Genomic DNA, 19,459 nt, shown 5'->3' on the forward strand with positions numbered 1-19,459 from the left:
ACCGAGCGGTCAGCCGGGGCAAAGAGACGCTGGGCAGCGTTACATGGCGGGACCGAGCGGTCAGCCGGGGCAAAGAGACGCTGGGCAGCGTTACATGGTGGGGCAAAGCGGTCAGCCGGGACAAAGAGGCGTTGGGCAACGTTACATGGAGAGGCCGAGCGGTCAGCCGGGGCAAAGAGGCGTTGGGCAGCGTTACATGATGGGACAAAGCGGTCAGCCGGGACAAAGAGGCGCTGGGCAGCGTTACACGGCGGGACCGAGCGGTCAGCCGGGGCAAAGAGGCGCTATTCAGCGTTACATGGAGGGAACGTCGCGGCTATCCGCCTGCCCGAGCAATAAAGGGCGAAAGCCTGCACATTTACATCCTTTTTCGTATAGGCAAGACCTTTTGCGATAAAAGATGCGAATGTGCAGGCTTTCATCTCCTTTTCTTTATGATTTCGAGTAACGCAGCTAAAAGGATGCTGATTTGCAGGCATTTCCGCTTCCGCTCGCTGAATCGGAATAAAAGCCTGCACGGATGCAGGCTTTTATTTGTTTTCCCGTCTCTTTCTTGCGTTTTATAGCTTGCTCCTGGTTCGCATAAGCAGGCATAGCGGCGCATTGCGGAACGATCAAATCGGCAAAAGAGAGTCGCGGCGATGCTAGTCACCACAATAGACGTGCGCAGGCAAGCCTCGGACGCCAGGACGATACGCGAAAACGCTGCCGGCAAGCGGTTTGTTCAGCAGCCGAGCCTCGCCAAGTCCCACTCGCGCGGTGGTGATGTATAGCACATCCAGGTCATCGCCGCCGAAGCAGCATGAGGTTGCGAGAGAAACCGGCAGCCCCACCGTCTCCAGGCATTGACCCGTCCGCGGGTTCCAGCGGCTTACGCAGGCTCCTCCCCATAAGGCGACCCACAGCATTCCCTCGCTGTCGACCGCCATCCCGTCCGGCGCTCCCCGCTCCGGCGGAATGCGGCATACGGTCCGCCGGTTTCGAATATCGCCCGTCGCGGCGTCATAATGGAAGCTATCGATCCGGTACGTGAACGTATCGATATAATACATGACGGCCCCGTCGGGACTCCAGCCCAAGCCGTTGGAGCAGCCGATACCGGTCACCATCCGGCGAACGGCGCCGTCGCCGGCCAGACAGTATAGGGAACAGGCCGGTTCGTCTCCCGAGAGCGGCATCGTTCCCGCCCAGAAACGGCCCGCCGGATCGCACTTGCCGTCGTTGAACCGGGTGCCCGGCAAATGGGCTTCCGGATCCGCAATCGGTTGGAACCGCTCCGACGCAAGGTCGAGATAATAGAAGCCATCTTGCGTTGCGCACACCAACCGTCCGCCGTTCGCTGGCGCGACCGCGCCGACCCGGCTGCCGACGGATATGCGCCTGCGAGCGCCGGTCTTCGGTGCGTAGGAATGGATGCACAAGCCTTCAATATCGACCCATATTAGCTGCCCGCTTTCCTGCAGCCAGAGCGGGCTTTCGCCGAGCGCGCACTTTTCGTCGCTCAGCGCTTCCGGCAGGTTCGCCATCCTGATTCTCCTTTCTGGTAACGGGATAACGGTGCGCGATCTGTCGATTGGATGGTGCGCGACCTTCCGATAGGGTCAGACCCGCGCGACCAAATTAACCGGAAAAAGCCGCTAACGGCCCCGCCGTTCAAGCACCTTGCACCGTGTTAGCAGGAAATGCCGGCTACCAGTCCATCAACTTGCCCTCTCCGCCGAGTTGAAAGGAAAGTCCGGCTAACGGCCCCACCAAACCTATCTACTGGAGCGAGGTAGCCGATATTCGGCTAAAGCCACCTCAAGCTCCGCCGCTACTCCCCTTCGAGCCGGCCGACGTTAAGCAAGATTTTGATTTCCTTCCCCGGCGACCGGGTCAGCTTGTCGAACCAATAAGGCCCGTCTTCGAGCGCGGCTACGGTCGTCCGGTCGCCGAGTCCCATCTTCCCGGCGGCGATCGATGCAAGCGCGTCTTCGAAGTTGCGCCTGGAATAAGCGAAGGAGCCGAGCAGCTTCAGCTCGCGCCTCACCGCGTCATTGATGTCGAGCGTCGTCTCAGCCTGATGCAGGCCGGTAAATACGACCTTGCCCCCGCTCGCCGCAGCGGCGGCGCACTGCCTTCGCGTCGAGGCAGCGCCGACCGCGTCGATGGCGGCTTGAACCCCGCGGCCGTGCGTCAGCGCAAGAACCGCTTCCACCGGATCCCGCTCCTGCGGATTTATGGCAAGGGCGCCTAGCTCCGCCGCATAGGCAAGCCGTTCTTCGCTGAGGTCCGTCGCGATGACGCGCGCCGTGCCTTGGCGCAAGACCGCCTGCATAGCGAACAAGCCGATCGGTCCCATGCCGGCGACGAGCACCGTATCCCCCGGGCCGGCCGCGGCCAGTTCCGCGACGCGAATGCCGCAGGCGGCCGGTTCGGTCAGCGCGCCGTCGCGCAGCGAAACGCGGTCCTCGAGCGGATATACGAATGCGGCGGGCGCCGCGACGAACTCGGCGTTGCTGCCGGGCAGCGCAGCGCTCAGCAGCTTGCGGTCCGGGCAGAGCGACGCCATGCCCGCCTCGCAGTAAACGCACCTCCCACAAGTGATAAGCGGGTTCGCCGTGACCCGCATCCCTTCGCGCAATCCCGTCCCCTCCGCCGCCTTGTCCATTTTCTCAATAATGCCTGAAAACTCATGGCCAAATATCATCGGCGGCTTGCGCAGCGAATTGTGGCCCAGGTACCCGCTGAGCTCGGAGCCGCAGATGCCCGAGTACGCGACCCGTATCAATACCTCTCCAGGCCCTACATCAGGAACGGGCACCTCCCGCAGCTCCATCCTTTCCGGTCCTTCGTATACCAGTGCCTTCACATAACCGCTCCTCCCGCTACTTCACCTTGCCTCTCGCGGCGATGCGCCAGGTTGCCCCAACCCGATCTCCGTCTAAGACGTGCAGTTCGTCGAGCATGTTGACGACTGCGCAGCAATGCGCCGGCACGATCTCGAGCCGGTCGCCCACTCGGAGGCCCCGCTCGCCGTCGGGCAGCTTCAATATGCCGTGCTCTTCGTTGAACCAGGCGACCTCGATCGCCGGATGCCCGACGACGTATCCCCGCCCCGTCCCGATTGCCGAATCCTCCCCGTCCATCGTGAACACCTTGGTCCCCGCGTCGATAACCGCCCGGTCGGCCGCCGGCCGGCTGACGACGGTGACAAGCACGGTCAGCGCGCATTGCTCGATGGCGAGCGCCGCGGCTTTGACCATCATGACGTCGCCGAACACGTAAGTCCCCGGCCGGATCTCCGTAACGCCGGCCATCGCCGATGCGAACCGCCCGACGGGCGTGGAGCCCGCGCTGACCGATTCGATCGGGAAGCCGAAGCCGCGAAGCGCCTCGGCAGCAAGCAGGGCGGTCCCCGCTTCATTACGGGCGATCGCCTCCCGCTCGGCATCGGTCTCCGCGCCGTACGAATGGCCCGCGAATACAAGCGCGCCGCACACGCGAATGCCCTGCAGCGGGACGAGCGCCGATGCCAGACGATCGAGATCGGCGCCGGGAAGCACGCCGGCTCTGCCGTAGCCGGGGTCGACCTCGACCCAGACGTCGATGACAAGCCCCGACTGCAGCGCCGCTTCGGAAAGGCTGGCCGCCGCATCGATGCCGTCGCAGGCGACCGTTATCTTCGCGCGCCGCGCGAGCGCGATCAGTCGCGCGAGCTTGGCGCTGCCGACGATGGGATACGCGACGACGATGTCGCGTATCCCGCCGTCCGCCATCGCCTCCGCCTCTCCCAGCTTCGCGACGGTCACGCCGACCGCGCCCGCTTCGACCTGCAGCCGGGCGATCTCCGGCGTCTTGTGCGTCTTGGCGTGCGGACGCAGCGCGATGCCCGCCGCGTCGGCATAGCCCTGGTATCGCCGGATATTGTCCAGCAGCTTGACGCGGTCGACCAAAATGCATGGCGTATCCAGCTCGGACTTACGCATGAGCCGCCCCCTCCTTTAAACTCTTTTACGCCAGCCGCCCCTTACGCCAGCTGTCCGCCGTCCGCGACGATACAGGCGCCATGCACGAATGCTGCGTCGTCCGAAGCGAGAAAAGCGAATATGCCCGAGATATCGGACGGCTGGCCGACCCGGCCGAGCGGGATGTGCGCATCGATATAACGAGCCACGAACGCAGGGTCGTCGATCGCCTCCGACATCGGCGTCTGAATGTAGCCCGGACAGACGGCGTTGACGCGGATGCCACCGGCCCCCAGTTCAATCGCCATCGTCTTGGTCAGCAGTACGACCGCGCCTTTTGAAGCATTGTAATGGGCGTACTTGGCCTCGCCGGCCAGACCGTTGGTCGAGGCCATATTGATGATGACGCCTCCGCCCCTCGCCTTCATATGCCGGGCCACGCGCTGCGCCACGTAAAACATGCCGTTCAAGTTCACGTCGATCATTTTCCGCCAGCGATCGTCCCCGATGTCCACGAACGGCTCCTCCCAGGCGATACCGGCGTTGTTGGCCAAAATATGAATGGCGCCGTGCTTGCCCACGACTGCCGCGACCGTTTGATCGACCTGCTCGGGCACGGACACGTCCAGCGGATAGCCGGCCGCCGAAAATCCCCTGCCCGTGAGCGACCTTTCCGCCCGGGCCAGCTCCGCTTCCCGGATATCCGCGAGGGCCACGTGCGCGCCCTCGGCAGCAAACCTTTCCGCGATCGAGAAGCCTATGCCTTGCGCCGCGCCTGTCACCAGCACGACGCGTTCCCTAAAACGCTCCATGGCGCGCCCTCCCGTCTCTTACTCGGTCCTGCATGCGATCGCGTCCACTTCCACTTTGATGCCGTCCAGCCCTGCCTCTACGCAGCTTCGCGCGGGGAACGGGGGATTAAAGTAGGTCCGGTAGACGGCGTTAAACCGCTCGAAGTCCGCAAGGCTGGCCAGATATACGCTGACCTGCATGACATCGTCCATCGTGAAGCCGCCCGCTTCCACGATTGTCCGGATATTGTCCATCGTCAGCCGCGTCTCGGCTTCGATATCCCCGCTCCGGATGCGTCCCTGCTCATCCAGCGGACCCTGCCCGGAGACAAACAACTGATTGCCCCTCACGACGGCCTGCGAGTAAGGTCCGCCGCCCGGCGACGCGTTCGGGGTGCTGACCGCTTTTCTCATGTTTTAAGTCGCTCCTCGCTTTTCGAATGGGGCCGCATTTTCAACCGCGGCATATGCTTCGATCGCTCCTTCTTTCACTTCCGCCGCATCATCTGCAATCGTCGCCTCGCCGCACCAGCGGAGCATCGCGCCGGCGTAAATCTCGATCAGGTCGGCCATGCTGCCGAGATCCACGAATTCGTCCGGCGCGTGCGCATGACCGCCCGATGGACCGAGAATAAGCGCGGGCGGTCCGCCGTATTCGTTGAATACAAAAGCGTCGCAGGCAAACGGCGCCCCCGTCACCTCGGCCTCTTCCCCCGTGACCGCCGCAATCTCCCGGGACAACAGTCCGATCAGCGGAAAATCCGGCGCGACCGCGCTTCCAGGCAGGAAACGGATCATGCGCGCAAAAGAGGGCGGCGCGTACGTCTTGGCATCCTCGCCGCTGCAAAAGCGCGCGTAGCCGGCAAGCAGTTCTTCGCGCAGCTGATCTTCGCTTACGCCCGGGTCGCATTCCGTCCAGATGTCGACTTCGCACGCCACCGGTCCGACGTCGCACAAGGGCATGGTCAGATCCCCTGCCGCAAGACGCGTCACGATGATCGGCAGCGCGGCCTGCCGGTCCGAGTACCAAGGTCCTGGCCCCTCACGCTTCGCGCGTTCACGCTCGTACTGCTCGAGAAACACGATAAATCGCGCCGCGTCGTTCGCCGGATTCCGCATCGTCTCCCCGCCGAACGCCAGCCCCGTCGTCCCATGGAAGGTCAGCCGCCAGAGCGCGCCTCCACGAGTCGCCGGGTACAAGGCGAGATTGGTAGGCTCGGGGATAATGACGGCATCGGCGCAAGTGCCGCGCGCGCGTCCCGCTACCGTGCCGTTCGCGCCGCCGAACTCTTCGTCCACGACGGATTCGATGCGAACGTCGCCGCGCAGCCTGAAGCCGAGCTCCTTCAGACACCGGATTGCGATCAGCGCCGCAACCATACCGCCCTTCATGTCGTAAGCGCCGAGACCGTACAGCCTGCCGTCTGCGATGCGCGGCTCGAAAGGATCGGACGTCCAGCCCGGCGCGACGGCAGCCGTGTCGATATGGCCCGAGAACAGCAGCGAACGTCCGCCGCCAGCCCCCCGCCAGACCGCGACGACGTTGGGACGGTCGCCGTAGTCCTTGCCCGGATAATAAGCTGGATGCTCGCGGAATCCGGCTACTTCCTCCGGGCTGTACATCTCCGCCTCGAGTCCGAGCTCCCGCAGCAGCGCATGCAGAGTCCGTTGGCACTCCCGCTCCGTACCGGAAGTCACGCGGTTCACGGTATCGTGACGGACGAGCGCGGACAGCGTCTCAACCACGAGCCCTTGCCGGGAAGCGATCCATTCGCGAATGCTCATGGAAGCGCGGCGGCCAGGCCGTATTCGTACCCTAGCAGCGTCTCGCGCGTCCTGGCAGCGTCCGCGGGCAGAAGCGGCAGCCGCGTCTCCGCGCTTTTGAACAAGCCAAGCTGGCGGAACAACGCCTTGGTCGTCGGGATTTCGTCGCCCGGCCCGAACATATGGACAAAGGGAAGGACCGTTCTCGCAAATACCGCGAAGCTCTCCTCCCGCTTGCCCGCAAGGTACAAATCCCAGCCTTCTTTGAAGGCTTGCGGATAGATGAGCGGCGCGATGATCATGCTGCCGTCGACGCCCGCCTCGATCGCCCGGTAGCAGACGATATCGTCGCCGGCGAAAACGGCGAGCGGCGTTTCGCGTTTCAAGCCCCTGATTTTCTCCATATTATGGTCGGTCATCTTGATCGCCCGAATCGCGGGAACGGCCTGCGCCAATTCGATCAGCTGCTCCGTCGCAAAGGTCGTGCCGGTCGTGACCGGATTGTCGTAAAAAACGATGTCCATGCCCGTATTCGCGGCCAGCTTCGCCACGTAGGCCTTCACCATGCCAAGCGAATTGGGGAAGTAATAAGGGCTTGGAACGAGCGCAGAACGAATGCCCATGTCGACGGCCGCCCGGCCGATGCGGGAAGCTTCGGCCAAATTCGTGTGACCCAGGCCGATGACGATCTGCTTGCCAGGAAGACGGTTCGCGAAAAAAGCGGCTATCTCGATCCTCTCCTCCGCCGACAGGGCGGGCGCCTCGCCGGTGCTGCCGCCGATGACGTAGCCTTCCACATAATCGCCTGTATGCAAAATCAAACGCTCGAAGTCCTCGTAGTCGATTTTTCCGTCGACGAACGGCGTCGGAATAACGGGAATGTTCCCTTTCACGGCTGTTCCCCCTATTTTTCGTAAATGTATGCCTACAGCTTTTTAACGCGGCCCTTGATCTGCGCCATATGTCGGCGGTTCCACGCGTCTCCGCCGGTGGCGTTGCCGCTCATCCAGATCGGCGGCCGTACGCCTTCCGCGGACAGCATGGCCACTGTCTCCGCGACCAGCGCGTTCAGCAAGAACGCATTCGCGAACGTGGACATCGCGCCTACCTTCTGCTCCAGCCCGTCGAGCTCTAGCACGGCGTCCCCGACGCCGATCTTGCAGTCCAGCACGACGTCTGCCAGCTCGTGCAAATTGCGTTTGGACGGATGCCGTGCCGGGTGATCCGGCGGCGTCTCCCGCGCATGCGCGGACGAGGTGACGGCGATGACCGAAGCGCCGCGCCGCTTGGCCTCCATCGCGGCGTCGATAACGGCCGCGTTAATCCCGTAGGCGTTGATGAGGATGAGAAGATCGCCTTCGCCTATGCCGTAGTCCTCGAGCACGACGGCCGCGTACCCGGAGGTACGCTCGATCGCCATCGAACGCAGCGCGCCGCCGCTAAGCAAAGTGCCTTCGTCCAAAATCGCGCTGACGTGCATTAAGCCCCCCGCACGGAAAAAAATTTCCTGCGCGCCCAGATTGGAATGTCCGCCGGGACCGTACGCGTACACGATCCGGTCCGCCTTGACCTGCTCTGCGACCAAACGAGCGGCCAGGAGGACCGCGGCATGCTCTTCCTCCTGCAATTTGTTCAAATGCGCCGTCACTAGCGCCAAGTAACGCTCGGTAGGAGATGTTGACATCCATGGACCTCTTTTCGCTGCGGTCAAAGACCGTAGCCGTAATCGTACTTTTCGTTCACGGCGACCGGCAGCTTGCCGGAAGCCCGGATCTCGCCGTACAGCGTCTTAAGCGCGGCGTCGATCGAATGCGTGCAATCGCCGTAGGCGCATAGGCAGTTGGCAAAGGGGACGAGCGACTTGGCGGCGTACGGACTGCCGAAGAGAAGCAGGGTCGCGTCTTCGCGCTTATTCCGGATCGCCTCGAGCAGGCGCAGCTGGGATTCGGGCACCGTCCCGCTCCCTTCCTTGTAGGAAAGCACGCGGACAAACGTCGCGAAAACCACCTGCTCTACGCTGTCGTCTGCGAGCGCCCGCATGACGAGCGCCGTATCTTCGGCTGTCGGATACTCGTTCACGACAAGCGTGAGCATGTCGTCGCCGTATGCCCCCGCCCGTTCGAACAGGTAACCCGCCTTGCCCTTGACGACATAGCCCAAGTCCTCGGCCTCCATGCCTTCCTCCGCGCCGCGGGTCGCGATGAGCAGCGTCCGCTTGCGGGACAGCGGCAGCGAGCTCGCTTCGAGCACCGTGACGGACCGCTCGGCGATCTCGCGCGCGACGGCCTCGTGCGCATCCGAGCCGACGACGCTTCCGGCCTCCCCGGCATCGATCGGGTCGCTGCCTAGAAGCCCGAGCCGCTCCTTCGCTGCCAGGATCCGTCCCACGGAACGATCGATGCGCGCGGGCGAGATGTCGCCGGAGCCGACGGCCTCAAGGAGCGCCGCGAACGTGATCTCCGGATCGGACTCATAATCCTGGAGAATCAGGTCGTGCCCCGCCTGGACGGCCATAACGGCCGCGCGTTCGATGCCGTATTGCATCTTGACGCCGCGCATCGTCAGGCTATCCGAAACCAGCAGACCTTCGAAGCCCAGCTCCTCGCGAACGAGACCGGTCATAATCGTCTCGGACAATGTCGCGGGCACCGGCTCCTCCCCCGGCGCCAATAGCGCGGGGAATAAAATATGAGCCGTCATGATGCCCATCAAACCTTGAGGAATCAGCTCCCGGTAAGGCCTCAGATCGGCCTCCAGCAGGTAAGCCTTTTCGCGCCCGACGGTCGGCATCGAGATATGAGAATCCTCCCGCGTATCCCCGTGTCCGGGGAAATGCTTTGCCGTCGGAATGACGCCCGCTTCCTGCATGCCGCGGACCAGCTCGCCCGCCAGCTCTACGATCAGATCGGCGCGGTCGGCGATCGCGCGCGTATTAATGATCGGATTGTCGGGATTCGAATTGACGTCGACGGTCGGATTGCTGACCATGCCGAAGCCGACGGCCCGCGCCTCCCTGGCGATGGCGGCGCCCATCCGGTAGGCCAGCTCGCGGGAGCGCGTCGCGCCGAGCGCCATCAGCGTCGGGAACGAAGTACCGAAGTCGAAGGTATCGGCCAGCCCGTTTTCCGCGTCCAGATAGAGCAGGACCGGGGCGGCCGCCTCCGCCCGAAATCGGTTCACCCATGCGACGATGTCCGTCAGCTTCCGCGACCCCTTCGTCGTCATTAGGACGGCTCCCACGCCGCCGACTCGGCCTTCCGCGTTCATATCAAGCGTTTTTTGCAAATAATCGTGCCCTCTGACGACGATCATCTGCGCGATTTTTTGCTCAAGCGTCATCTGTGCGAGCCAATCTGCGGCGCTGCCTGCCATGTCAGTCCTCCCCTTCACGCGATCGGTTCCTGCATTCGCAGCCTTAGATCCGCCTTGACGATTTGTCCGACGACGATATCCTCGACCTCGGGCACGAACGTCCCCCTGAAGCTGCCGAAGCAATAGTTGGCGTCCGCTTCATAGCCGCCTTCCGCAATCATCTGCCTGGTCGGCACATAGTAATAGTTGCCGTTGGTATAGCCGAGCACGATCGTTCTGCCGCCGGGAAACATCCGCTTAAGCAGCAGCGAGTAAGCGGTCGCGATCTCCCCCTCGAGCGCGATCAGTCGCGTCTCCTCGTCGAGATGCCAGACGGAGATGTACAGCGGCGCTCGGTCCTTGACTGTGCCGTCCTTGATTTTCCGAAGCGTGCGGACAGCGCTCTTCCTGCGATACTCGCCCGTGTCCGGCGAATCGGCGAGCCGCTCGTAAAAGGAAGCCTCCGTCTGCTCCGTATACAGCAGCGGATCGACGAGGATCGTGCGGAAGCTGCAGCGGACCGGCGCAAACGCGTTCTCTTCCGCGACGCGCACGACATCCCGCGCCAGATCCGCGCCCGCCTCCTCCATCTCGGCGTAGCTGCAGTTTTTGAAGGCGCCGTCCGCCGCGCTCTTGACCGGCTTGAGCTCCGCGCAGCAGCCCTGCAGGAACAGGGCCGTCGTCCCCGGATAGTTCTCCTCCAGCATCCGGCTCGTCGCGCCGGCAAAATCGCCGGAGACCAGATAGTTGTCCGGCCCCATAGACGTCGGGTGGCAGGCGTAATTATAGAGCAACGCCCTTAGCTCGCCGTTCTTGCCGACCAGCTTGAGCACGATCAGCTCGTCGTCGTACTCGCCTTCCGGATACGGCGCCCACTTGATGCCCGCGGCGGTCGGCTTTCTGCGGCTTACGGAGAATCGGGACGTTCCGCGTCCGAGCAGCAGCTCCCCGTCCGTCAGGTTCGCGAGGCCGTCCGCGGTCAGCCGCACCAGCGTGTCTCTTACAAAGGCGTAATACGCTTCATCCTCGGGAAGCGCGCCCGCGGTCCGGTTGAAGTCGACGCCGTCCGCCATGCTGTATAGCGTATCTCTCTGGGCATAGTCGGATCCGGTCAGCTTGACGGAAGCATGCGTATGGGAAAAGTTAATCAGCACGTCTTCGTGCGCGAGGCCGAACGCCTGCTCGAGCGCATCCTTCACGCCCACGATGAAGCTGCGGTCTGCGCCGACGGCGTCGAGCGTGACGATCAGCAGCGTCTTGTTCGCCTGCAACAGTACGATTTTCATATGAACGGGGTCGTGAACGCCCTCGCTTTTGTGAGTCCGGTCCCCGAAGCCCGCCAGCCACACTGGCCCTATCGGCGTAATATCCGCCGTTGCGACGCTGAATTTCATGCGGATTTCCCCTTTACGATTGAATGTCCGTAGTCGATCGCCGTCCCTCATTCTTCAATCCTTAGTGTCCCGACTGCGACCTCGGAACGGTCACCGTCGCGGATGCGGAGGCTTGATTGCCGGCGCGGTCGGTAACCGTGTACGTCACCGTGTAAATGCGCGCTTTTCCGCCGCCCGATTTTTCCGCGCGCACGCTGAAGACGTTATCAGCGCTGCCGATTCTGGCCCGGATATCGTCCGCGCCGCCCGGATCGCTGCTCGTGACGGAAGTCAAACGAACGTCAGCGATGCCGGAGCCCGCATCGTTTTTATTCACATACGCATGAATAGCGATCATCTTGCCGTTCGGCGGCCAAAGCACCGTCCGGTCAAGACGAACGGTTAGCCTTGGCGCAGTTCTGTCGATCTTGACCTTAAGCGCCTTCGCCCGCTCAACGTTGCCTGCGGCGTCTAAGGAGCGGTATTCGATCGCGTAAACGCCGTCCGCGGACAAAGCGAGCGGCGCCGTATAGAGACGCCATGTCCCGCGCGAATTCAACCGGTACTCGGTGGCGGCCACGCCCGTGTCGCCGTCGTCGGCAGTCAGCGCCACCTGTACGGAGCTCTTGTACCAGCCGTCCGTACCCGCCGTACCCGACAGCGCCGCGCCGGTGACCGGCGCCGTCTGATCCGGAAGCGCCAGCAGCTCGAGCTCGATGACGCCCATCTTGTAGTTCGTCGCTTCGTCCCGCTTGCCGACGTTTGCGAAGGTCAGCTGATGCGTACCCGACGCGAGCTGCGCCGAGCCGATCGGATCGAACGCCGTACCCGCGCCCGTGCTGCCGTAGAAGTCATAGTTTGCGAGCGGCTGCCCGTCGAGCAGGATCGTATATTTCCCGTAGCTCGTCGCCTTGAACGTGCGTAGTCTCACCTGGTACAGATGGGTTTCCGGCACCTCGAGGCCGAACGTAATCCGCGGCCCCTCCGTCACCGCCTCGAACTGCAGCGTCGGGTTATACAAAATCGTATTCGCCGTCTTCTCGACGACGGGCAGCTTGGCGAAGCCGAAAAGAAACGCGGCGCCCGGCTGCACTGTAATCGTACGCTCGGCCGATACGGTTTTGCCGCTTAAAGTGACGTCCGCACCGATCAGGGCCGTCCCCGGCGCGACCGCCGTAATGAGGCCGCTCGCGCTGACCGTTGCGACGGACGGATTTGCGCTCCGGTAGGCGATCGTCGCGTTTTTCATCGAGGTGGCCTTGCCGTTAGGCGAAACGCCGGCCGCCGCCGCCTGGGCGGTCTGTCCCCGGATCAAGGTGTCCCGGGACAAGGAAAGCGTGACGGAGGCCAGGGTCGGCGGCGCAATCGTGAGGGCCGTGCGGGACGACTTGGTCACGCCATCCAGCGTCACGTCTACGTTCAGCGTGTCGGTGCCCGCGGCGAGACCGGTCACGAGGCCGGCCGAGTTGACGGTGGCGACCGTTCGGCCGCTCATATAATACCGGACGGCAGCCGCGCCTAGATCCGCCGGCGCACCATCGCTCATTAGCCCCGCCACGCTAAACTGACGGGTCTGGCCCACTTCGGTTTCCGTCTCGGACGTTTGCAGCGACACCGTCTCCAGATGCTCCGCCACCTTGATGCGCAGCGTAGCGGTGCGCGCTTCGCCCGGTTCCGCCATCGTCGCCGTAATGACCGCCTCGCCGTTTGCGACAGCCGTGACGAGGCCGCTGCCGTCAACGGTCGCGATGTCCGGCCGGTCGCTCGCAAACGTCGCGCCTGACAGGTCGGACGCCGAGAGAATCTGCGTCGTTTCGCCGGCCTTGAGCGTCTTCGCGAGCGCGGTGATCTCGAACGCGCCGGTATATTCGTAGGCGCCCAAGTCGACCGCCGCGCCGACCGGCCGCGGATGGCCGTCCAGATCGGCGGCAGTCGCATAGACGGGATCGCCTGCATCGATCGCGGGAGACGACGCCTTCAGCCGGTAGTCCCCTCCCCCCGCGGCCGCGTAGTAGACGAATTGAGGATCGGCCGACACGGTGCCGGTATCGGTCAGTCCATTCTGCAGGCTGAGATTATAGGTCGCATTTTGATAGACGAGGTTGTTCGTGTACGTATTGCCCGGCCCGGTGCTTCCCTGTTCGGAAATGCCGTACGTATTGTCGTAAACGATATTGTTGGAGACATGGATTTGGTCTGCCGGGCCCTGTGTGTGATAGTAGTCTCCGCCGCCCACGACGATGCCGAACCAGGAAGAGAACAACGTATTGTTCGAGATCGTGACCGTGTTCGCGTCATGCCACAGGTGAACCGCGGCGCCGCCGATCTGATAGACGAGGTTATCGGATACCGTCCCCGATGTGCTGACGTAAATGCCCTGGATGTAGCTGCAGCCGGCAAACCCGATGTTGTGCACGACGTTGCCGGAGATCTCCGTTCCGACGCCGTAATAATAGTAATCCGTGTTGATGCCGGCGCCGCCCTGGGACGTACACGGCACGGCGCTGGCGATATCGTGGACGTGATTGCCGCGAACCGCAGTAAAGGAGCCCTCCGTGAGGATTCCGTTCAGCGTGGCCGTGCCGTTGCCGTCGATCTCGAAGCCTTCGATATCGACGTAGCTGCCCTGATTGTCCCATACGACCTTGCTCGGATTGTCGACGGGAGGCACGATCCTGGCCCCCCATTTCACCTCGGACACATAGCGGATTCTTGCCGTCTCCGTCCCGCTCGCCGAGGTACGGAAGCCGCCCTCGTACGTCCCGGGCGCGACGTGGATCGTCGAGCCGGGCGCAGCGGTCTGCGACGCTTTGAGTATGGTAAGGAACGGCTGCGCCTGCGTGCCCGGATTGGAATTGCTGCCCGCCGGCGATACGTAATAATCGGTTGCGGCATAAGCTGTGGACGGTCCCCAGTACCAGACGCCGGCCAAGAGCGCGATGCATAAAGCAAAGGTCGTTGCCCTGCGGATGCCGAAGCCGGACGCGATACCGCTGCGAACTTGCATGCCATCTCCTCCTCGTTATCGGACTACTCCTTGATTGCGCCGATCATCACGCCTTTGACGAAAAATTTTTGCAAATACGGGTACAGGATCAGAATCGGTCCCGTGGCGACGATGATCGTGGCATACTTGATCGTGAGCGCGACTTGAAGCTTGTTGCCGCCTGCGGCTGTCGTCATGCTATCGGTGCTGTTGCTGATCAAAATTTCTCTTAAAATAAGCTGCAGCGGATAGTGCCCGCGGTCCCGCATATAAATGAGCGCGTTGAACCAAGAGTTCCAATGCGCCACGCCGTAGAACAGAATCATGACGGCCACGACCGGCATCGACAAGGGCAGCACGATTCTGAACAAAATCGTGAAGTCGTTCGCGCCGTCCAGCCGCGCCGACTCCTCGAGACTGACCGGCACCGTCTGGAAGGCCGTCCGCATGATGATCAGATTGAAGGCGTTCATCGCGACGGGCAGGATCAGCGCCCACAGGTTGTCGAGCAGGCCGAGCCCGTTCACCACCATGTAGTTGGGAATCAGTCCGCCGTTGAAAAACATCGTGAACACGATCAGGAACATGATCGGATTGCGCAGCATAAAGTGGCTTCTCGAGAGCACGTAAGCACCGAGCGCGGTCATCAGCACGTTGACGAGCGTGCCGACGACGACGACGAACAGCGTATTGAAATAGCCGGTCATGATGATCGGATTGTTGAATACCGCCTTGTACGACTCCAGGCTCAGACCGTGCGGCAGCCAGATCATGCCTCTTGTCTCGGCGATTTGGCCCGGATCGCTGAAGGAAGCCGCCAGCACGTACCAGAACGGATACAGGCACGCGAACATTAAAAGGATCATAAAAGCGGTGTTGCCGATATCGAATAGCCGTTCTCCGGCGCTCCGATGATTCATTGACCGCCGCCCCCTTACCATAGCTTCGTCTCCGATACGCGCCTGCTGACGGCGTTGGCGACGATGAGCAGCGCGAAGTTGATGACCGAATTGAACAAGCCGATCGCGGCGCTGTAGCTGAAGTTGGCTTCCAGAATGCCCTTGCGGTACACGTAGGTGCCGATGACGTCGGCAGTGCTGTAGGTCGCCGTATTGTACATAAGCAGAATTTTGTCGCTGTTGATGGACATGAGACTGCCGATTTGCAAAATGAAAAGAATGATGATCGTCGATCCGATGCCCGGCAGCGTAATGTGGAGATTTTGTCTCCACCTGCTGGCGCCGTCCACCTTGGCCGCCTCGTAGAGCGATGGATCGATGCCCGCGATCGCTGCCAGGTAGATGATCGTTCCCCAGCCCACATTTTGCCAGATGCCCGAAGACACGAACAGCGTGCGGAACCATCCGGCCTCGCTTAAGTAAGCATGTCTTTCCACGCCGAACGCCGCGAGCACGTCGTTGATCAGGCCGTCTCTGGCCAGGAAGTCGACCATAAGACCCACGACGACGACGAGCGAGATAAAGTAAGGCAAATATGCGACTGTCTGAACGATCCGCTTGAACGCAGGACTGCGCAGCTCGTTCAGGAGAAAGGCGAGCAGAATCGGCGCCGTAAATTGAAAAATAAGATCGTAGGCGCTAAGCAGCAAGGTGTTGCGAATCAGCCGCCCGAAGTAAAAACCGTTGAAAAACTCGCGGAAATACTGGAACCCGACCCAGGGGCTATGCCACATCCCCGTGCCGGGGGAGTAATTTTTAAAGGCGATCTGGATGCCGTACATCGGCGCATAATGGAAGATGGCGTAATACAGAACGACGGGCAAAATCATGAGGTACAAGAAGCGGTTGACGCGAAAATCGCGCATGAGGCGAAATCGGAAGCGCGGCTTTTCGGCTGGCTTTTCGGCCGGCTTTACGGTTGAAAGCGGTTGTAGGGGCATCGCCGCTTGGACAGGGAGCGGCTTCGCATCAAGCGGTGGCGGCATGGGCATTCCTCCTGACTCAGAATTAACCGTGGTCGGCCGTACGGAACGGGCGGCGTACAGGTCCGTGCCCGGGCGAACGGCCCGGGCGCGGCTTACGGAAGATCGGCCGTCTTATTTGGATGTGAAGCGGTCGTAAGCGCCCTGATTCAGCTTGATCGCCTCCTCTATTCCCAGCTGCTTCAGCGTTTTGACATAGTCGTCGAACTTGCTGAGCGGCTCCTGGCCCATGATGAACTTGTTGGTCATCTCGCTGTTGTAGGTGTTCAGGTCGGTCATGATGCTCGCGAACTTCGCCTGCTCGTCGGCGCTAAGCAGCGAGCCCGGCAAATCCTTGGAATGGTCGGCATCGGCCCAGACGGCCATCGCCTCCGACTGCTCCGGATCGGAGTGCCACTGCCTGTCGGCTTCGGGATCGGAGGCGAACGGGCCGCCCGACGTCTGCAGCGCATAGGTGGACAGCGCCTGGGAGACGGATAGATTTTTCGGATTGTGCAGGATGAGGTCCGTATATTGCGGCTTGCCGTCCACGAGCTTGTAGCTCTCGCCTTCTACGCCGAAGTTGTAAAGGAGGCTGCCGTCTTTGCCGTAGCCGTAATCGAGCCAGGCGGCGATTTCTTCCGGATTTTTAACCGACGCGGAGATTGCCGTACCCAGGCCGGTGATGACCGCGGTACCTTTGGAGATCGCCTTTTCGCCCGGCTTAAGCGACGGGAACGGGGTGCCGACGAGCTTGAAGCTCGGATCCTTGTCTTTCTTAAGCTGCATATAGCCGCCGAGGCCGCTGCCCGCCCATCCGGCGAGCGCGCCCAACTGATCGCTAAGCACCTTGTTGTCGCGAATTTTCGTATCGCTTGTCAGGTAATCCTTGTCGATGAGACCTTCCGAATACCACTTGTTCATCAAGGTCAGATAATCCTTGTACGCCGGCTCCGTCGGACCGTACTTGACGGTGCCGTTTTCTTGGAAGAAGCCTGGCGCGATGCCGTAGGCGCCGATAAACGGATAGCTGCTCTCGACGTCCGTCTGGCGATAGAAGTAAGGAATTTCGTCCTTTTTGCCGTTGCCGTTCGGGTCGCCGTCGCGGAAGGCCATCAGCGCCTTCTCCCACTCGTCGATCGTCGTCGGCACGGCCAGATTCAATTTGTCCAGCCAGTCCTTGCGGATCATCAAGCCGTTGTAGGCGTACACGGGCGGATCGGTGCCGATAAGCGGGAAGGCGTAAATGTTGCCCTCGTCGGTCGTGATCAGCTTGCGGATATTCGGCTTGTCCTTGAGGATTTGCGCAAGGTTCGGAGCGTATTGATCGATCAGCTCGTTCAGGCGGATGATTTTGCCGTCTTTGATCGCCTTGTCGGGGGCGTTCGACGCCCAGTTGGTATAGATCGCGTCCGGCAGCTTGCCCGTCGCCATCATCAGGTTGAATTGATCCTTGGTTTGGGCTTCTCCGGCGGGCGGATGCTGGAATTCCACGTGGGTTCCCGTACGTTTTTCCAGTTCCTTATACAGTCCCATCTCGTTGTAATCCTTGATCGTAACGGCGGCGTCCGTCTCCATCGGCACCCAATACGTCAAGGACGCGGGATACTTAAGTCCTGCGCTCGCTTCGGCCGACGTTTCGGACGTGGCGCTTTCCGATGCGGCACCGCTTGAACTTGCAGCCGTATCTTCGTTGTTGCCGCTGCATGCGGCGGTAAGTCCGACCAGCATCGCGACCGACAAGCCTGCGATTAACCCTTTTCCTCTCCATCTCTTCATCGATCTTAACCCTCCCCAAGAGTCTGATTGGCCTTTTGGCTCGCCTTCACTATACGAAACGGACTTTTGCGCTGCCTATAGCCCGATTTAAGCATTCATTATCTCCATTACATTTTTCGTGTTACCTTTTTTGACATACGTGTATCCGATTATGGATCGGAGACCGGAAGAGCGATTTTTCTCAGCAAATCGGCGGCTGCGGTCCGTATCTTGCGTTCGATCTCGGGCGAGAAGGGACCCGGCAGTCCGAAATAATAAATCGACTCCAGCGCTTCGTAACCGCCCTCGACGAGTTGGGCGGCGGTCGGCACGTAGCCGATCATGCCGTTGCCGTAGGCGAGCGGGAGCACGCCGCGGCTTTGCCGTTTGAGGAATAGCCCGTAAGCGACCGTCAGCTCCCCGTTCATGGCGACCAGTGTCAAGCCATCCGCCAGGCGCACGGCGTTCATCCGGAGCCGGATGCCTGCGGCGAGCCGGCTCGGATCGCCGAGCAACAGGCGGCTCCACTCGCCGATCATGCCGGGCCTGTCGCTCCCGGCGACGAGCTCCCCGGTGTCGGGCAGCCGCGCGAACGGCAGCGTCGTGTCGGCGGAACCGGAAACGAGCGGACTGTCCGGCAGCGCTTCCATCGGACGGTTCAGGATGCCAAGCACGACATCGGCCAGCCGGTCTCCCGCAAGACGGACATCGTCTATGCCGCCCCGGTAGAATTCGCCGTCCCGGATCAACTTCGGACGAATATCCCCGCAGCAGCCCTGGAGAAACGACGCGATCGCCCCGCCGTCGAGAGCCGCTTCCACCCGCTCCATCGCAACGCCCGGATATTCGGCAGACACCGCGTTCGCATCCGTCACTGTCGGGTGGCACGTATAATGGAACAGCACGCCGACGTCCCGTGCCGACGACCGCTCGCGATACCGGACGACGCGAACTTCCGGATCGGTCGGGCCTTCGGGATTCGGCGCCATCGTCATTCGGCCCGCGATGAATTTGCGTCTGTTGATCCCCAAGTCGAAGTCGGCCGCGCCCTGCTCGGCGACGACGGGAACGAGTCTTCCGCACGCTTCCTCAACGCCCGCCAGCAGCTGCGCTTCGAGAAAACGGACGTACGCGCCGTCGGCGGGATGCGCCAGATCTACCGTCCACGGTCCACCGTGCGTATGACTCGCCTGTAGAATGACCGCGGAGGGCGGCAGCCCGTACAGCGCCTCCAGCTTGCCGAGGAGAAAATCCATTCTTTTCTCGTTCCACGCTAGAATGTCCGCCTGCGCCAACAGCGCCCTGCTTATCCTGCCTGCGGCATCCTTGCGCTCAAACAACCATACCTTTACGTAGAGCGGCAGCGCCACCATCTCGAAAACGCCCGTCCGGTGACCGAAGCCTGCCAGCGGCATCGGCCGCTGCGGCGAAATCTCCTTCTTGGCCGTTCCCAGCCATAGCGGATTCACGTTCTCGTCCCTCCTCCATCCGGGAGAGGCGGCCGAGCCCGAGGTCGAGGTCTCCCATCTTCGTCTCAAAACGGCTTCGCTCCTTTCGCGGCTACCGGC

General features: G+C 61.9%; 15 protein-coding genes. All 15 read right to left on the reverse strand.

Annotated elements, in window-relative coordinates; translation table 11 throughout:
• Positions 1 to 644: 644 nt before the first annotated feature.
• The 15 genes from ACFOTD_RS03060 to ACFOTD_RS03130 all read right to left on the reverse strand — a co-directional run bounded on the left by ACFOTD_RS03060 (position 645) and on the right by ACFOTD_RS03130 (position 19,429).
• On the reverse strand, positions 645 to 1,526 hold the full coding sequence (locus tag ACFOTD_RS03060; protein WP_378115576.1) for an SMP-30/gluconolactonase/LRE family protein: 882 nt from the start codon (positions 1,524 to 1,526) through the stop codon (positions 645 to 647).
• A gap of 287 nt (positions 1,527 to 1,813) precedes the next feature.
• Positions 1,814 to 2,851, reverse strand: coding sequence for a zinc-dependent alcohol dehydrogenase (locus ACFOTD_RS03065; protein WP_378115578.1), 1,038 nt, complete (start codon positions 2,849 to 2,851; stop codon positions 1,814 to 1,816).
• Positions 2,852 to 2,867: 16 nt separating this feature from the next.
• Entirely contained in the window at positions 2,868 to 3,968 is a 1,101-nt protein-coding gene (locus tag ACFOTD_RS03070) for an alanine racemase (protein ID WP_378115580.1), read from the reverse strand.
• Positions 3,969 to 4,009: 41 nt separating this feature from the next.
• Entirely contained in the window at positions 4,010 to 4,759 is a 750-nt protein-coding gene (locus tag ACFOTD_RS03075; RefSeq protein ID WP_378115582.1) for an SDR family NAD(P)-dependent oxidoreductase, read from the reverse strand.
• Positions 4,760 to 4,777: 18 nt separating this feature from the next.
• Complete coding sequence (locus tag ACFOTD_RS03080) at positions 4,778 to 5,152, reverse strand: RidA family protein (RefSeq protein WP_378115584.1); 375 nt, start codon at positions 5,150 to 5,152, stop codon at positions 4,778 to 4,780.
• Between the two features lie 3 nt (positions 5,153 to 5,155).
• Entirely contained in the window at positions 5,156 to 6,523 is a 1,368-nt protein-coding gene (locus ACFOTD_RS03085) for a M20/M25/M40 family metallo-hydrolase (RefSeq protein WP_378115586.1), read from the reverse strand.
• A complete protein-coding gene (locus ACFOTD_RS03090; RefSeq protein ID WP_378115588.1) occupies positions 6,520 to 7,395 on the reverse strand; it encodes a dihydrodipicolinate synthase family protein in 876 nt (291 codons plus the stop codon). The genes ACFOTD_RS03085 and ACFOTD_RS03090 overlap by 4 nt, the downstream gene beginning before the upstream one ends.
• 32 nt (positions 7,396 to 7,427) lie before the next feature.
• On the reverse strand, positions 7,428 to 8,186 hold the full coding sequence (locus ACFOTD_RS03095; protein WP_378115590.1) for a sugar isomerase domain-containing protein: 759 nt from the start codon (positions 8,184 to 8,186) through the stop codon (positions 7,428 to 7,430).
• A 23-nt stretch (positions 8,187 to 8,209) separates the two neighbouring features.
• A complete protein-coding gene (locus ACFOTD_RS03100; RefSeq protein ID WP_378115592.1) occupies positions 8,210 to 9,874 on the reverse strand; it encodes a glycoside hydrolase family 3 protein in 1,665 nt (554 codons plus the stop codon).
• 14 nt (positions 9,875 to 9,888) lie between these two features.
• Positions 9,889 to 11,247, reverse strand: a complete 1,359-nt coding sequence (locus ACFOTD_RS03105) for a neutral/alkaline non-lysosomal ceramidase N-terminal domain-containing protein (RefSeq protein ID WP_378115594.1) — start codon at positions 11,245 to 11,247, stop codon at positions 9,889 to 9,891.
• 61 nt (positions 11,248 to 11,308) lie between these two features.
• Positions 11,309 to 14,233, reverse strand: a complete 2,925-nt coding sequence (locus ACFOTD_RS03110; protein ID WP_378115596.1) for an Ig-like domain-containing protein — start codon at positions 14,231 to 14,233, stop codon at positions 11,309 to 11,311.
• Between the two features lie 23 nt (positions 14,234 to 14,256).
• The gene (locus tag ACFOTD_RS03115) at positions 14,257 to 15,132 is read right to left on the reverse strand and encodes a carbohydrate ABC transporter permease (protein WP_378115598.1); all 876 of its coding nucleotides are present in this window, start codon (positions 15,130 to 15,132) and stop codon (positions 14,257 to 14,259) included.
• A 14-nt stretch (positions 15,133 to 15,146) separates the two neighbouring features.
• Positions 15,147 to 16,037 carry an ABC transporter permease gene (locus ACFOTD_RS03120; RefSeq protein ID WP_378115700.1) on the reverse strand — a complete coding sequence of 297 codons (891 nt, stop codon included), beginning with the start codon at positions 16,035 to 16,037 and terminating at the stop codon, positions 15,147 to 15,149.
• A 231-nt stretch (positions 16,038 to 16,268) separates the two neighbouring features.
• Positions 16,269 to 17,912, reverse strand: a complete 1,644-nt coding sequence (locus ACFOTD_RS03125; RefSeq protein WP_378115600.1) for a type 2 periplasmic-binding domain-containing protein — start codon at positions 17,910 to 17,912, stop codon at positions 16,269 to 16,271.
• A 149-nt stretch (positions 17,913 to 18,061) separates the two neighbouring features.
• Positions 18,062 to 19,429: a hypothetical protein gene (locus tag ACFOTD_RS03130; RefSeq protein ID WP_378115602.1), complete on the reverse strand. Its 1,368-nt coding sequence runs from the start codon at positions 19,427 to 19,429 to the stop codon at positions 18,062 to 18,064.
• Between the last annotated feature and the right edge of the window lie 30 nt (positions 19,430 to 19,459).

Source organism: Cohnella sp. GCM10012308, from assembly GCF_042649185.1.
GTDB lineage: Bacteria > Bacillota > Bacilli > Paenibacillales > Paenibacillaceae > Cohnella.